This window comes from Arthrobacter sp. KBS0703, assembly GCF_002008315.2.
Lineage (GTDB): Bacteria > Actinomycetota > Actinomycetes > Actinomycetales > Micrococcaceae > Arthrobacter.
The window spans coordinates 1839034-1854507 of the sequence record NZ_MVDG02000001.1 but is presented as its reverse complement, the minus strand read 5'-3'; the positions used below and the strand labels follow the sequence as shown (position 1 = coordinate 1854507).

The following is a 15474-nucleotide window of genomic DNA, read 5'->3' as shown; positions in this document are numbered from 1 at the left end:
CGGAAAACGGCCGTCGGATAGCGCCATAGGGGATCTTCGGGCCGTTCCAATCAGACAGATCTGGCAGCAACAGCGGCGCTTCGCTTCCAGAAGGCAGGGCGAGCTGCCAAGGCTGCCGTCAGCGTACCTAGGACTTCATGCAGCACCCGATCCGTACGGACGCGTGATCGCCTCGAGGAAATGCCCGTCAGGATCCGCGAAGTAGACGCCACGTCCGCCGTCGTTGTGGTTGATCTGCTGCGGGCGGGACCGTCCCGGGTCCGCCCAGTAGGGGATGCCCTGGGCCTGGATCCTTGCGAAGATGCCGTCGAAGTCCTCCTCGCTGACCAGGAAGGCGTAGTGCTGCGGGGAGATGGGCCGGTCCGCCGTGGCGAAATCGAGGGCCACGCCGTGGTCGAGGGGCACGGTCATGAAAGACCACATGGCTTGGGGTTTCGGCAGTCCGAGCACGTTGGCCAGGAACTCCGCCGAACGGCGCTTGTCCGTTGCGTAGACGATGGTGTGGTTGAAAGTGACCGTCATGGTGACCTCCGCGGGTGTTTTGTTTGCGACCTTCTACGTCCAGCGCTCTTCAGATTTCAAGGGCACCCGCTACGTCCTTGGAAAGGCCTTGGCGATCGGCAGCACCAGCATGTAGCCGGTCGGCAGATTGCTGCTCCAGCGTCGCGGTTCGCGGACGACGAACTGCGTCGCCAACTGCTCGGGGGTGAGCAGGGTGTTGGGTGCGGGGGACCGTCCCCACTGCTGGTCGCCATACGGGTAGAGCGGATCTTGGACGCGGATGCCGGTGACCGAGAATTTCGGGAACTGGTCGGGGTCGCCGAGTGACGCGAAGCCGCTCATCACCCATACGTGGCGACCGCGCCACATGCCCAGCCCGACGGGCCGGCCTGTGTCAGCGATGGCGCGCGCCGCGGTCCGCAGCGCTTCCTCGTAGTCGGCGATGCTGACGACGGTGTACGGCCCCATCCCGACCTCGGTCAGCACTTTCGCCCAACCCAAGGGGTTGGCACCGTTGAACGAGTTGGACGACCGTGCCCGGGCCATCTCCCACAGCTCGCCCTGGTGAACGCGATCGGCCCACGTGCCGGCCCCCTTGTCGTCGATGAGGTTGTGCATGATCTGGATGCTCGCGGCCACACACCAGTCAAAGGTGTACTGCGGCACGAAGTCCCCCTCCTGGTAGAGGTTGAGGGCGTACGGCCGGGGCACCGGGGTCGGCGTGGGAACCGATGTCGGGGTGGGGGACGGGGGCCGCTGAGGACCGGGGACGACATCGCGCGCGGCTGGTGGGGCCGAGGAAGTCTGGACCGGCTGACCGGTGGCGGCCTCATCGAGGCTGACAGCTGGAACGCAGGCCGAGAGGAGGGTCGCTAATGTGACGAACCAAGCAAGAAGACGGAGCGGGACGCCGTTCATGACCGGTCCAGTTTATCGCGACGCGGCGGGAATGCGTCGTGCAGGGGATGGCACCCATGAGCCTCAAGGCCACCAGCGACCCGTGATGGAAGAACTCGCACATCTGCTGCGCAAGACAGGTTAGCGGGAAGGTCCATTGGGCTGCTAATGCTGCAGGTGACAGACCGATTGAAGATCTAGGAGCCCGGTCTTCCGGGGCAATCAGGGAACTGCTGCGGCGTGCTGCTCTGCATACGCGGCAGCTGTTCGGACGTCACTTGGAATGTGGCAAAAAGGAAACCGGGGCCGGCGACGAGACTGAAGCCTTCTGAGACGGGGCTTAGGTACCCCAGCTGGCGCCGGACCCCTGGCTAATCCCGATCTGCTCATTCCCCTCGGCGATGGGGCTTACGGCAGGACCTCCCGCGGAGGCCCTAGCTTGCTCGAGCACTTGGATTCACCGCCCTGGGCTGGACCGAGTGGGAAGCGGCGTCACGAGCCTGCTTTCGGTGCCACGGAACTCTTGCTGGCCGGCGGTTTTCCCCCGGTATCCGCTTTGTGTGCCGCGTCCTCGCCTTTAGGTGGCGCTTCGTCCGGCTTTGTCCCGGCCGGGCTCCATTGGTCCAGTCCCTTGAGCGGGCGGCCGATCAGCAACAGCGTTGCCGGAGACACAGCTGCCAGAGTGAAAACAAACGCGAGTAGGGCCAATTCGGTCCCGTTCATTCGTCCTGCCCGCACCAGGTCAAGACAGCTAACGATCAGTACGACACTTATCAGGGACATGACAGCGAGCATGGGGACGACCTGTTTGGACAGGTCTGTCCACCTCTGGAGCTGTTGGTTGATTGACTTGCTGACGTCCACGGCAGCTAACAGCATGAGATTCCGGGCCCTGCGTGCTGCCGCGTGTTCGGCGGTAATCCCCCCGGCTTCTTCGAGCAAGCGTCGTGCTATGTCTGCCCGTTCATCGTCGTTCGTCAGGTGTGCCAACAGCGCGTTTTCTCGTGTCGGTAGCCAGGCGGCGCGTCCCTTCCGGTCGGTTTCGAAGACCACGGCCTTCTCAATGAGGGTCTTTGCCGCAACCTCAGCGTCGGCTTTTTTGATCGCAGTCCACGCCTCGGCCGGAATTTTGGGTACGCCGGCCAGTACTTCGTGCGGCGCGGGAGGTGCCGGTGCTGGTGCCGCAGGCGGCTTGGGTTCCGGGGTGTCGCGGCCGGCGGCTGGAGGCTGGACGGCTGTCTTGGGACCCGCTTCATGGTCGTTGTTTCCCGCTGACAGGACCTCCGACAATATGTTGACGAAGCCGTCCATCAGGGTTTCGGGTGCACCGATCTTGGCCCCGCCCGTTTGGTCCTTGCGATAGAAGATGCGGTCCGGGCTTTTCAACCGTGCCTCACGGACGTCGAACGGGCTCGCCTCGACTATGGCCAGGTCCCTAACGACTGCTGCGTCGTCAGTCTCAAACGTGCGTGCCACCTCGACGTCGAGGGAGTCCATCCCAGGAGGTGACGTCCGCTCCCAGCCAGCGGCCGTAAGTGCCTCGATGGTCTGGCCCTGTTCAAGCCGGAGTTTTAGGTGGACAGTGCGCGGCATGCGGTTCTCCCAGTGGCTTCGGCGGGAAGGTCCAGCGGACTGGATGAGCGACAATGTAAGCCCGGTGTCGGGAGTTTGGGAAGTCCCCTGGCGGAGCCGTGCAGCGGACACAAAATTCAGGTGACGTTCGGCGCGCTGGCCAGGATGTAATCGGTCGCGGCGGGACCGGTCATAGCCAAGGCGTTGCTCGTGGGACTGATGCCGTGCAGGTCCTTGAGCGCCTTGAATAGCACCCTGGGAGGCGCGGCGGGGGAGTGGGTGATCAGGCACCAGCTCGTGTACAGGCCGTACAGTGCATCCGGCCCGAGTCCTGGCCCTGCTTCCCGGTCAGCGGCGATGGCTTCGTCGAGAAAACGGCCAAAGGGTGAAGCGGCAGCCACGCTGCTCATCGACACCGTAGAAGCATAGGGCCGGTGCCCGCCGGGACCGCCTACGCCAAATTCGGCTCGGTGCCGTGACCAATCGGCCGCAGACCACACAACCGGGTCAGGCCACGGCCCACTCCCAGCCAAAAGAAACGGATGCGGGGCCCTGGGCTCCGGGATTTCAGACATTTGGCTGCTCCTCAACATGGAAAAGAGTGAGTAGCCAGGGTCCGGGGCGACATGATCAGTTTAGAGGTCAGGGTCGACGGATCCATAGCCAGCAGTGCGGCAGCGGCAGTGATTCCGTAGGCCAGGTGAGGGACAATGTCGCTGATCCAATCCGTGCGGGACCAGCGGCGGGGATCGGTCACTCCGAGAGCTGTCATAGGTCCGTTGCCTACTACAAGGGCTCCTGCCGTGGCGGTCAGGAAGGTGCCCAGTAGGCCGGGCCGGTATCCGGCAGCGCGGGCCAGCCCGAGGGCGCCGCCGAGGCCCGTTCCCGCCATGATGCCAAGCAACGGGCCCAGCCCGGCCAGGCGGTTGCTGCGTTCCTCGTCGCTTCCGGGGATTGCAGTGCCAGCCAGGTCGGACATCCTCTGAACGGTTGCTTCCGGTGTGGTGCTGGCAGGGCGGGCCCGCCAGACCATATCCAGATAGGCGACGGCGTTCAGAGCAGAAGTGCCGGCAGCTCCGGCAGCGGCCCCGGCAGCCAAAGCTCCCAGCGGAGTCAAGGGGAGGCCCGCCGGTGCTACTAGAATGTTCCGAGCCATGAGTCCTCCCGCCAGTTAGGACCCGTGCCGGTCCATCCGCCGCTGTCTTCATGTGCCATCATCGTGCTCCCGGAAGGGCCGGAGGGCAAGAGGGCTCCAGTGCGCGGTGCGCCTTCCGGTTCAGGGGGTCGTTGAGTTTCATCGTTTAGCATCCGGAGATGATTCATGTGCGGGAGGAGCAGTTGTGTGGTGGGATAAGTTCTCTTCTGGCGCCCCTGAGTGGCCGGGTATCGTGGCCGGCGAGCTGGGACGCGAGTAGAATTTTGGCAGGCCGGCGGCGGTATATGAGCCGCATGTGTCCCCCATGCCTGCTGGCTCATCCCAGCCCGCCACCGGCCCTGGAACGTTGCCCGCGCGCCGGGAATCCGCCGGCACTTTTCGCGTTCGACGGCAAGTGGGATCATCGCTGTATGAGCGAGAAAAGGGACAAAGATGCCCCGTTGCCCCTCGCGGCTTCAACGGTGGAGCGCAGGCCGGACCACGGAATATACGCGGGACCTCTCTCGACGCAGGTGCTGCGAACCGTGGGGCGGCGCCGGAATGATGCCGAGGCATAACTGGAGCATCATCTGGAAGAGGCCCGGCACAAGAAGGAGCGCCTCGGTTAACCAGATGCCTGGACGACCGGGGTCAGGTGCCCGCCCGGCCGAAGACCTTTGCTCGCCTCCGTTGCGGAGCAGTGGAACGGGGCTCCTGGACCTTGGCTTCTGCGGGCTGGTGTTCGGGCCGGGCCAGGTCAGTGGCTCGCGTTGAGGCTATCCCGTCTGCAGGAGGCTGCGGGCGGCGGCGGTGATGTGCCGAGCGGAGATGCCGGCGGCGTCGAGCAGTTCCTGCGGTGTGCCCGAGGTGGGAAGTCCTTTGACGGCGAGCAGGGCGGCGTGGAGTTCGGGCATGTCGGGGCCGGCGAGGGCTTCGAGGATGGCTGCGCCGATGCCGCCTTCGGGGTAGTGGTCTTCGGCGATGACGATCCTTCCCCCGGTCTCCTGGCAGGTCCGGCGCAGGGTGTCCGTGTCGATGGGTTTGATGGAGTAGAGGTCGATGACGCGGGCATTGATCCCGTCCTCGGCGAGTTGGGCGGCGGCGGTGAGGCATTCGTGCAGGGTTACTCCGGCGCCGATAAGTGTCAGGGCGTCGCGGGATCCGGCGTGGTGGACCTTGCAGCCACCGAGGGGGAATTGTTCGTCCGGACCGTAGATGACCGGGTAGGCGCCCCGGGTGGCGCGGAGGTAGGAGATGCCAGGGGTGTCTGCCATGGCCTTTACGAGCTGGGCGGTGGAGGGGGCATCGGCCGGGTACAGCACACTGGAGCTGTGCACGGCCCGCATGGCAGCGATGTCCTCCAACGCCATTTGCGACGGGCCGTCCTGGCCGATTTCCACGCCGGCATGGGTGCCGACGAGCCGGACATTGACCTGGGAGACTCCTGCCATCCGGATAAAGTCGAAGGGCCGGGAGACCAGGAAAGCCGCGAAACTCGCGGCGAACGCTGTGTAGCCGCGGACCGAGAGCCCGATCGCGGAGGCGACGAGTTGTTGTTCAGCGATGAACATTTCGAAGTACCGTTCCGGGGCGGCGTCTTGGAATTCCCCGGCGTGGGTCGAGTTGCCCACCTCCCCGTCCAGGACAACGACCTCCGGGCGGGCGGCCAGCGCGGACACGGCGGCGCCGAAGGCGGCCCGGGTTGCCACCTCCTCACCCGGCTCCCATCGGGGCAGACTGACAGCTGCCTGTGCGTTGGGGGTGATCGCAGGGGTGCCGTCTTCAGGGAGGGCCGTGGTGATCCGGAGGTTACCGGGGCCACCGAGCGCTGCCACGGCGCGGTCGGCCATGTCCTTCGGGAGCGGCTTGCCGTGCCAGCCGTTCCGGTCTTCGATCTCGGGAACGCCTTTACCTTTGATGGTTCGGGCGAGAATGACTGTTGGCTGGTCGGGCCGGGACCGTGCCCGGGTGAGCGCGTCGTCGATCGCCGTATGGTCGTGGCCGTCGATGATGAGGGGATGGGCACCGAAGGCCTCCACACGGCGGGCGTAACGCTCCATGTCCCATTGGAGCTCGGTGGGGCCGTTCTGGCCCAGGCGGTTGACGTCCACGATGGCGGTCAGGTTGCCCAGCTTGTAGTAGGCGGCCTTGTCCACAGCCTCCCAGACGGATCCTTCGGCCAGTTCACTGTCTCCGCACAGGACCCAGGTCCGGTACGGCAGCCGGTCCAGGTACCGTCCGGCCAGAGCGACGCCGACCGCGGCCGGCAGGCCCTGGCCCAGCGAGCCGGTCGCGACGTCAACCCAGGGCAGGGCGGGTGTGGGGTGTCCCTGGAGCCGGCCGCCGAACTGCCGGTAAGTATGGATTAGTTCGTCCTCCTCGACCACACCGACCGCCCGATACATGGAGTACAGCAGCGGGGAGGCATGGCCCTTGGAGAAAATGAGGTGGTCGTTCGTCGGCAGCGACGGCTCGTCCCAGTCATAGCGGAGGTGCCGTTCGAGCAGGACAGCCATGAGATCCGCAGCCGACAACGAGGAGGTCGGATGACCGGAACCGGCCTGTGTACTGCACCGGATGGAATCGACGCGCAGTTGCGCCGCAAGCCGTCCGATGAGCCCGGACTGCACCGCCGTCATCGGCGCCAGGGCCGGTTCCTGAGATTCGGTCATCGTAATTACCTTTCACGCGTTTAAAAGAGTTCCCGTTTCCGGGACGCCGGATCCACCATTGCCCCGGAAGCCGGTTCCTCCGAAGCACCCGGGGAGTTCCGCGGCGGTGGGGCCTGCGTTCCCGGTCAGGCGGCGCCGGCCAACCCGGGTTTGGTTGTTGCGGCCCGGTGCAGCGCCCTGTCGCGGTATGCCCCGGAAGGCTGCCCGGAATGCGTACGCGCTGGTGCAGGGCCGTCCGAGTGAGGCGGGCAAAGGTCGGTGATGTGACCCATGCCGGCGTATTCACGGACCGCGGCTATGCCTGCAACGGCGGCGGGTTTGTCGTCAAACGGTTTGGAGACGGCCATGACGGTTCCATCGGGTGCTGTGAGCCGGAACCTGACGTGCGACTGTGCGTCAACGAACAGTTCAAACAAGCCGGCCATAGGGGTCCTCCCGTTCTGTGGGCTTCCTGCCCGGGCGGCGACATCGCCGCGGAAAGGTTCGACGGCGCCTTCGCTGTCCGCTCTTGAAATCACTTCACCAAGTGACCAACAGATTGCCGCAGGCAACCAGCGTTGCGCAAGGGCCCGGGGATAATCCACAGGCAACGCCCATGGAAGTCACAGCGAACGTGCCCCTTGGCGGCCCGCGCAGCGCACAGGGCATCCGCATCCCCGCAGCATACTTCGTGCACGCGAACCGACGCCGACTATGCCTGCCCGAACAGAAGGTACTGGGCCATGGGTGGACTACCCCTAAGTCGGGCCGCTCTGGACGGCCCGGATCCGTGAGGGATTGTCGCATCAACGGGGTGCCCGCTCCAAGGAAACGGAACGTCGTAAGAGGGGTGTCAGGATTCCCGGTCGGAGCGGATGATGGACATAGGGATGGCGTCTACGTCGCCGCCATCGGCAAGGCCGGTGCCGTTCGCGAGGCAGTAGTCATCCCTAAGTCTGAGAACCAGGAGTGCTCAACCCCCTGGTCGCCAGGGACCAGGGATCGAGCAGCCTTATTCGCGGGCGGGACCCGGAGGCGGCGCGCCAGACTTGTCTTACGGAATGCGGACGCATCTACGAAGGGACCAGCAACGGAGCAGCAACGTCAGGCCTCACCGAACAGATCAGGCACAGCGTCAACAACCCCCTGACTTCTACTGACTTCGACTTCACAGCAGTTCTCGACGACGTGCTGGGCACTGTCGGTCTCAGCATCAAGGACGCTGGTGGGGACGTGCGTTTCTACGGCGGAGCGGACCCGTGATCGCCAGTCCGTTCCTTTTCGGGTCTGCGGCTGCGGTGGCGCTCGGCGCCAAGGGTGTTGCTGCTTCAGCGATTTAACGCGAACGCGGTGTCGGCGGCCAGGACATCGCCATCGACGTTCGGAGGGCGTTCCAGCGGTTCTCCGGATTCGCGGACGGGCGGTGGGAACAGGTCAACGGACGGCCGCCGTCGCTTAAGTGGAATAAGTACAACCCGTTCGGCGAAGTGCCGTTCTTCCGCGCTACCCGGGCCGGGCGGCATGTGGTTGCGCTCAACGTCTACCGGGGCTGCACCAGAGGGCCCTGACGTTCCTGGACTGCGCGGACAACGTCAAGTCGGTCCACGAGGCCATCGCGAGGCGGGACGCAGATGAGCTCGAGGAGGCGGCCGCTGATGTCGGCATCATCATCGCCAAGGTGCGATCGACCGAGGAGTCCTTCCAGGAGCAGCAGTACCAGCATGTGCTGCAGCACATGCCACTCATCTCCGTCGAGAAGATCGCTGATGGCGATCCGCAGCCGCTGGCGGCCGGTGCGTCAACGCCGCTGGAAGACATCCGGGCCTTGGGAATGGGGCATGTCATTGCCGGCTCCGGGATCGGCGTGGATCTGGCATCGTTCAGGGCTGACGTCCTGAACGTGTGGCGCCCCGACGACAGCGAGGTCGAAATGTTTTACTGGGACACACAGGTAGGCATGCGATCGGCGTACCTATCCGATACCGGCGACGATCGTGCCAAGCTGGACGAGCTTTTGCGGGAAACTGACGTCTTCTTCTCCAACCGTCACCCTGCCCACCTAGAGCAGGTCGGCCTGACGGCCGAGAAGGTCGCCACCGGCCACCGGGGTCTGATCCATGCGCAGGTGCTGCTGCACGGCGCCGAGGGGCCGTGGGCGACACGCCCGGGATTCGACGAGATCGGCGCTTGCGTCAGCGGGATCTTCGCTCTCGGCGGCACGCTCGAAGGCCCCAGGATGCCACCGCTGCTGCCCATAGTCGATAACATCGTCGGCTGGTTCGGCACGGTCGGGATAATGGAGGCGCTCCGCCGCAGAGCCGCCGAGGGCGGCTCCTACCGAGTGCGGGTCTCACTCACCCGCGTCTGTCTCTGGCTGATCTCCCTGGGGATCTTCGACAAGGAGTTCGCTACCACCACAGCGGGGAGCACTGCGGAACACTCGGTCATACCGCCCGAGCTGTTCACCGCAAAGACCCCCCTCGGCACCTACCAGGGAATGACCGATCAGATCGAATTCTCTTCACTGCCGCAGGGATTTACCACCACGGTGCTGCAGCCGATGGGCGCCGATCAACCGGAATGGTTGCCGCGAGTAGCTCATCCGGCCTGATCCGCAATGGGGCTATCGATCGGCTGCAGCTATGGCACTAGGCGTCGATGGCCGGGGCCCGCTATGCTCCGACGCCGGTCCGGCCGCGAAGCCGCGGAGCTGGAAGCCAGCTGCCAGCAGCAGAACGCCCATCAGGAACGCGAACATTGCCAGCAGTCCGAGGAGGCTGAGGACACCGGCGCCCGGGAGGATTAGGACGTAGAGGCCGAACAATGCGGTTACAACACCGCTGGCCAGCCAGGTCCACCAGGATTTCAACGTCTTCTTCGCCTCAAAGGAGAGCGCGATCTGGGTGACGCCCAGAACGAGGGCCCAGGCGCCGATCACCAGTGCCAGCGACAGGGCTGTAGGGCCCGGCCAAACGAAGGCGAGGACGCCAGCGAGAACGGACACGACGCCTCCGACGAGTGCCCAGACGGACCGGCGGGGGCGATCGGAGAAGTAATGGACGATGTTCGCGATTCCATCCACGCCGGCGTAGAAGCCGAACAGATAAATCAGGGCCAGGACGGTAACGCCAGGCCAAAGGATCACAAGGATCGCGAAGAGGATGGCGAGAGCGCCGCGGACGAACAGTGCAGTTCCCGCTCCCTCGAAAGATTTCTGTTCCGCAAAGTAGGACATAGTTTCACCTCACGGTGTGCTGAGCCTTTTATGTGAACCTGCCCACGCTTGCCAGCGTGGGGGCGACGGCCGGGGCCTTCTCGCCTGGCCCCGGCGGTGGGACGTTCTCGGCCGCCTGAAGAACTGCCCAGGCAGCTTCAAGGGGTTGCGGTCCTCATTTCCAGTATTGACCTTGGGGCACAGGAACAAAAGAGGTTTGTGGACCGCCAAGGCTTCATCTCGCAGCGCAGGAGTCCGCAACCCGAGGCGGCTGCCTCTCTGAGCTACGCGGTGCTCCGCCAGCAGCCAAAACAACTGGGGAGAAGGGAATCTGGCCGGTCACCCGAGTTGCCCCACCCACCGAATCCTGAGCAATGGACACGAGAACCCATGTACACAACGATGCGGCCTCCCAGGTCCTGTAGCCGTCCAATTTGCGCTCGGATAGCTTCCCGCCGGGCAGCGCCGTGGCGGCATTGTGGTGACGGCAAGGCCAGCGCGACCTTGACCGGCGAGGCAAGGGCCGACGGCTGCCCTGTCCCGCGCATGATTTTAGCCGGGACGTCCTGGCCCTTCCAGCGTCTGCGGACCGTCCGACACATCCGCGGCAGCTTGCGCCTCGGCGTCCGCGGCGGCGGAAGCTGAGTTTGTATTACGCGCGGGACCTGCCACGGATGAAGTGGAAGATCAGAACCACCACGGCAATAACCAAAAGCAGGTGAATTAACCCGCCGCCGATGTTGCCGAGCAAGCCGAGAAGCCAGAGAACAGCGATGATGATGGCTATCCAAAGCAACATGAGAGTCTCCCTTGTTTGTCTGCGGATGGAAATGCTGATTCTGCGCCCCGGCCGCCCCGCGTACATTGGCGCGCAGCAGGAATGACGTGGGGGTCAGAGCCGCACCGAGGGCCAATGCCGGTAAGAATCATCTTCGTACCTCTCCCTCTCATCAACCCTGACGCCGCATCAATTCCCCTGCCGTGATATCAATCCAAGTTCGTGATTCCGGCCGATGGCCCACGCGGAGTATCGTGTGGTGCGCTTCACCCTATGTCAGGATCGGGTTCTTGGAAATGGCAAACATATTGGCGGATCGAACTCAAAGTAACGGCCTGAGCGGGACCAGGACGGCTTCGCTGAACCGGGCGATCATTTGCCGATCCTGCCATTCATCCAGGGTCAATACGCGGCAGTTCTCGCTGTCTACGTCGAATATTTTCTGCATGTCCGAGGCAAAAGTGTCGTCATGGATTTCGAGGTTGATTTCGTAGTTGCCCGTCAGGCTCAGCCTGTCGATATTGGCGCTGCCCACGGTTGACCAGCTGCCGTCGATCGTGGCCGTCTTGGCATGGATCATCGCGTTTCGGTAGAGCAGGATCGTCACACCCTCCTCGAGCAGAGACCGGTAGAACCCGCGGGAGAGCCAGTCCGAGAGGATGTGGTTGGAATCTTCGGGGAGGATCAGCCGGACATCAACACCCCGCCTGCTGGCAGCGAGCAATGCCCTAAGGATCTGCTGGTCCGGTATGAAGTAGGCCATGGTGATAAAAATGTGGTCTTGCGCCCGGTTGATCGCATCCAGGTAGACCCCGCGGATCGGATAGACAAGGTTCGACGGAATGTTGTTCACGGCGCGGATCCGCGGCTCCCAGACGTCCGGGGTTGTGTGAGGTATCTCGGGCAGGGACCCGGAAGAGTGGTCATTCCAGACATTCACGAAAGCCTGGCGGAGATCCCACACGGACGGTCCTATGAGTCGGAGGTGCGTGTCCCGCCATTCGGTGGCGTACAGGGAACCGATGTTGTAGCCGCCCACGAAACCGATGTGATCATCGACGATAAGGAGCTTGCGGTGGTCCAGCCCGGTGCTGCGAAGAGTCTTGAAGAACATTGAAGGTCGGACCACCGGGAAACGGTACACGTGGATGCCTGGGTGGAAACGGAAAAACGAGGGTGGCACGACCAAATTGGCGAACCCGTCGTAAATGACAAAGACCTCGACTCCGCGGTCCGCCGCTTCATCCAGGGCGTTCTTGAACTTCCGGCCGGTGTCGTCGTCCTTCCAGATAAACGTCTCAATCAGGATCCGGTCTTTTGCTTCGCCGATCGCCTGGATCATGTCACGGTAAAGATCGGCCCCGTAGGTGTACGTCGTGACCTGGGAGTCGGAGACGGTGCTCTCAAAAATGCCCGGGTGCGGGAACCCCTTGCGCTTGCTTCGATCCCGTTTCTTCGCCATGTCCAATAGGACGAGCCCGGCAATTACCGCCCCCTGAACCGCCGCGACAGCCAAGAGTGAGCGGACCACAGTCTTTTTAGCCACGGCCGCGACGGGCTCCGGGAGCAATTCATCCATTGGCACAGCCTAATGGGCCGCCGTGGTGCGTAGGAGCGGGTCCGTACCTTCCCGCACAATTCCCGGCTGCAGCAAGAAGGGTGCACTCCCGCGGGAGATGCACCCTTCCTTGCGTTCAGGTCAGTCCTTTTTGAAGGCGTCCTTGACCTTCTCGCCGGCCTGCTTCAAATCGCCCTTGGCCTGGTCCGCCTGACCTTCGGCCTTCAGGCTGTCATCGCCCGTGGCCGCTCCGGCGGCTTCCTTACCCTTGCCGCCGGCCTTTTCTGCAGCGTTTTCGATCTTGTCGCCGAGTCCCATGGTGTTCCTCCTCTGGTTGGCGGCCGTTCGATTCGGCCTTAGAAACATAATAAGCATGCTTAGCAACCAGCACCACTGCTCATTCAGACCTGCGGGGAACGGGGGAGCCCTGGTCTGCCGGTGTGGAACTCGCCGTGGTTCCGTAGAATTGCTACCGGCTGAAGCGGCCGGTGCTGCACCCGGCGGTATCGTCGTTCATCGCATCCCAGTAATTCCTTCCGATCCCTGCGGTGGCGCCGTACAGTGCGACGGCCCGGGTGCGCTCACGGCCCTCCGGGAAGCTCGCCGTGAGCAGGGACAGCGAGGCGGGCGCGACGATCGCGGCGCCAATACCCTGGACGGCGCGGCCGGCGATCGCCCACCAGCCCGCCGGCGCCAGTCCGATCAGAAGTGACGCGATCGAGAACACCACCAGCCCGAACACGAAAACCCGCCGGCGTCCGAGCAGGTCTCCTGCCCGGGCGCCGAGGAGCAGCAGGCCGCCGAAGACCAGCGTGTACGCATCCTGAACCCAGGAGAGCTCACCGGTGCTCAGCTGCAGGTCTGCCTGCAGACTCGGCAGGGCGGTGAAGATGACCGAGTTGTCCAACAGGATCATGAAGTAGCTGACGAGGATGATCGCCAGGATCGCTGCCCGGCGGGGAGCGGTTGCGGGTTCAGGTTTCATGCTTCTAATGCAACCGTGAATCCTTATAGGCCGGGAGTCACTGTCGTTCCGGGTAACGCCAGTGCCTCCCTCGTCCCATCGACGGCGCGTAGCGTGGATGCCATGACCCACAGCGACGACGTGCGGAAATTCCTGACCTCCCGCCGTGCAAGGATCACGCCGGAAGAGGCCGGCCTGCCGGTCTACGGCGGCAACCGGCGCGTTACCGGGCTGCGCCGCGAGGAAGTCGCCATGCTCGCCGGGATGAGCATCGATTACTATATACGCCTTGAACGAGGGAACCTCTCCGGCGCCTCGGACAGCGTCCTCGAAGCCCTCGGGCGTGCCCTGAAGCTCGACGACGCCGAAACGGCCCACCTTTTTGACCTGGCCCGAGCCGCCACCGCCTTCCCCCGGGTGCGGCGCAAGCGCAGCCCGCAGACGGTGCGGCCGAGCGTGCAACGCGTCATTGACGCGATCACAACGGCGCCGGCCTGGGTCCGCAACGACCGAGGGGATGTCCTCGCCGCCAACGAACTGGGCCGTGCCCTTTATCTGGACATGATGGCAGAGGGGCCCAATCCGCCGAACAGCGCACGCTTCACCTTCCTGAATCCGAAAGCGCGGGAGTTCTTCGCCGATTGGGAACGCGCTGCGGACGACGTCGTCGCAGTCTTGCGCTCCACGGCCGGGAAAAACCCGTACGACAAGGACCTCACGGACCTGATCGGTGAACTCTCCACCCGCAGCGAGGAGTTCCGCGCCCGGTGGGCCCGTCACGACGTGAAATACCACCGCGCCGGCCGCAAACGGCTCCACCACCCGATCGTTGGCGACTTGGACCTGAGCTTTGAAGCGCTGGAACTCCCTGCAGCCCCGGGACTGCGCATCAACGTGTACACAGCAGATCCCGAGACAGCCTCCGAGGACGCACTGAAAGTCCTCGCCAGCTGGGCCGCCACCCAGCGTGAAACGACAACTGCCGCGGTCAACGAGAAAAAATGAGCCACCGTCCCTCCACTGCTTGCCAGGGATGTTTAGGGCAGACTGGTGGCGTGAACGGAATCCGGTGGGTGCTGCACGTCGATCTCGACCAGTTCATCGCGGCGGTCGAAGTGCTCCGGAGGCCGGAGCTTGCGGGCAAGCCGATCATTGTCGGCGGTCGAGGCGACCCCACGGAACGAGCGGTGGTGTCGACCGCATCGTACGAAGCCAGGGCGTTCGGGGTGGGTTCCGGAATGCCCTTACGCCTTGCGGCCCGCAAAGTGCCCGACGCTGTGATCCTGCCCGTCGATCATGAGGCTTACCTCGCGGCGTCTGAAACGGTGATGGCCACCCTGCGCGCGCAGCCCGGCGCCACCGTGCAGGTGCTGGGTTGGGATGAAGCCTTTGTAGGCACTGAGACAGAGAATCCGGAGGCCTACGCCCGGCAGGTGCAGGCCGCTGTCCTGGAGCGAACGCAGCTGCATTGCAGCGTGGGCATCGGCGACACCTTGGTCCGAGCCAAGGTCGCCACCGGTTTCGGCAAGCCGGCCGGCGTCTTCCGCCTCACTGCCGGGAACTGGCTCGACGTCATGGGCAATCGGCCCACCAAGGACCTGTGGGGCGTCGGGACGAAAGTGTCGGGCCGGCTGGCCAAGCTCGGCATCAACACAGTCGCCGAGCTCGCCGCGTCCGACCCCCAAGATCTGGTCCCGGAGTTCGGCCCCAGGTTGGGTCCCTGGTACGCGGAGCTCGGACGCGGGGACGGCGCCAGCGTTGTGGACGACACCCCGTGGGTTGCCCGCGGGCATAGCCGGGAAACCACCTTCCAGCGGGACCTGACCGAGCCCGCCCAGGTGGACGACGCCGTGAGGGAGCTGACAGCGCGTGTCCTTGAGGATGTTGTGGCCGAAGGACGGCCCGTGGTTGGGGTGACCCTCAAGGTTCGGTACGCGCCGTTCTTCACCAAGACCCACGCGCGGAAGATTTCCGAGACAATCGACCGGGACGAAATTCTCGCGCGGGCCTTGGACCTCGCGGCCGGAATCGAAGCTGGCCGTCCGATCCGGCTCCTAGGCCTGCGGGCCGAAATGGCAATGCCCGATGATGCCCGAAAGGGACATACGCCGACGCGCGGCGGTTGGTGATGGCGTCGTTCCCTTCCTTACCAGCGCGGATTAATCGCTTCGCGGAAGTAACGGTCGTAGATGCGCCGCTGAACG

General features: G+C 64.3%; 16 protein-coding genes. 4 read left to right on the top strand and 12 right to left on the bottom strand.

All coding sequences use genetic code 11. The annotated features are described in order from the left end of the window. Nucleotides 1-135: 135 nt before the first annotated feature. The 7 genes from B1A87_RS08775 to B1A87_RS08745 all read right to left on the bottom strand — a co-directional run bounded on the left by B1A87_RS08775 (nt 136) and on the right by B1A87_RS08745 (nt 7202). Nucleotides 136-522, bottom strand: a complete 387-nt coding sequence (locus B1A87_RS08775; RefSeq protein WP_078029527.1) for a VOC family protein — start codon at nt 520-522, stop codon at nt 136-138. Between the two features lie 69 nt (nt 523-591). Continuing rightward, on the bottom strand, nt 592-1167 hold the full coding sequence (locus B1A87_RS08770; protein ID WP_260680758.1) for a hypothetical protein: 576 nt from the start codon (nt 1165-1167) through the stop codon (nt 592-594). A 723-nt stretch (nt 1168-1890) separates the two neighbouring features. Further along, a complete protein-coding gene (locus B1A87_RS08765; RefSeq protein WP_144275762.1) occupies nt 1891-2784 on the bottom strand; it encodes a hypothetical protein in 894 nt (297 codons plus the stop codon). 323 nt (nt 2785-3107) lie between these two features. After that, the gene (locus B1A87_RS08760; RefSeq protein ID WP_078029530.1) at nt 3108-3380 is read right to left on the bottom strand and encodes a hypothetical protein; all 273 of its coding nucleotides are present in this window, start codon (nt 3378-3380) and stop codon (nt 3108-3110) included. Between the two features lie 176 nt (nt 3381-3556). Continuing rightward, the gene (locus B1A87_RS23275) at nt 3557-3949 is read right to left on the bottom strand and encodes a hypothetical protein (protein WP_221937562.1); all 393 of its coding nucleotides are present in this window, start codon (nt 3947-3949) and stop codon (nt 3557-3559) included. 932 nt (nt 3950-4881) lie between these two features. Continuing rightward, on the bottom strand, nt 4882-6777 hold the full coding sequence (locus B1A87_RS08750) for a transketolase (protein WP_078029531.1): 1896 nt from the start codon (nt 6775-6777) through the stop codon (nt 4882-4884). 125 nt (nt 6778-6902) lie between these two features. Next, a complete protein-coding gene (locus tag B1A87_RS08745) occupies nt 6903-7202 on the bottom strand; it encodes a YegP family protein (protein WP_078029532.1) in 300 nt (99 codons plus the stop codon). A 523-nt stretch (nt 7203-7725) separates the two neighbouring features. Between B1A87_RS08745 and B1A87_RS08740 the strand changes: the two genes are divergently transcribed. Beyond that, nucleotides 7726-8019: a hypothetical protein gene (locus B1A87_RS08740; protein ID WP_078029533.1), complete on the top strand. Its 294-nt coding sequence runs from the start codon at nt 7726-7728 to the stop codon at nt 8017-8019. Between the two features lie 415 nt (nt 8020-8434). Beyond that, the gene (locus tag B1A87_RS08735) at nt 8435-9367 is read left to right on the top strand and encodes a CoA transferase (protein WP_139362911.1); all 933 of its coding nucleotides are present in this window, start codon (nt 8435-8437) and stop codon (nt 9365-9367) included. A gap of 12 nt (nt 9368-9379) precedes the next feature. Here B1A87_RS08735 and B1A87_RS08730 read toward each other — a convergent pair whose 3' ends face one another. The 5 genes from B1A87_RS08730 to B1A87_RS08710 form a co-directional block, all read right to left on the bottom strand. Further along, nucleotides 9380-9991, bottom strand: a complete 612-nt coding sequence (locus B1A87_RS08730; RefSeq protein WP_078029536.1) for an HdeD family acid-resistance protein — start codon at nt 9989-9991, stop codon at nt 9380-9382. Between the two features lie 631 nt (nt 9992-10622). Next, nucleotides 10623-10769, bottom strand: coding sequence for a lmo0937 family membrane protein (locus B1A87_RS08725; protein ID WP_139362912.1), 147 nt, complete (start codon nt 10767-10769; stop codon nt 10623-10625). A 301-nt stretch (nt 10770-11070) separates the two neighbouring features. Continuing rightward, nucleotides 11071-12327, bottom strand: a complete 1257-nt coding sequence (locus tag B1A87_RS08720; RefSeq protein WP_078029537.1) for a phosphatidylserine/phosphatidylglycerophosphate/cardiolipin synthase family protein — start codon at nt 12325-12327, stop codon at nt 11071-11073. Nucleotides 12328-12447: 120 nt separating this feature from the next. Continuing rightward, the gene (locus B1A87_RS08715; protein ID WP_078029538.1) at nt 12448-12624 is read right to left on the bottom strand and encodes a CsbD family protein; all 177 of its coding nucleotides are present in this window, start codon (nt 12622-12624) and stop codon (nt 12448-12450) included. Between the two features lie 151 nt (nt 12625-12775). After that, on the bottom strand, nt 12776-13291 hold the full coding sequence (locus B1A87_RS08710; RefSeq protein WP_260680757.1) for an MFS transporter: 516 nt from the start codon (nt 13289-13291) through the stop codon (nt 12776-12778). A 102-nt stretch (nt 13292-13393) separates the two neighbouring features. Here B1A87_RS08710 and B1A87_RS08705 point away from each other — a divergent pair, with 102 nt between their 5' ends. Together B1A87_RS08705 and B1A87_RS08700 are read left to right on the top strand one after the other, a co-directional pair. After that, nucleotides 13394-14275 carry a helix-turn-helix transcriptional regulator gene (locus tag B1A87_RS08705; protein ID WP_078029539.1) on the top strand — a complete coding sequence of 294 codons (882 nt, stop codon included), beginning with the start codon at nt 13394-13396 and terminating at the stop codon, nt 14273-14275. Nucleotides 14276-14343: 68 nt separating this feature from the next. After that, entirely contained in the window at nt 14344-15399 is a 1056-nt protein-coding gene (locus B1A87_RS08700; protein ID WP_078029600.1) for a DNA polymerase IV, read from the top strand. Nucleotides 15400-15474: the final 75 nt, after the last annotated feature.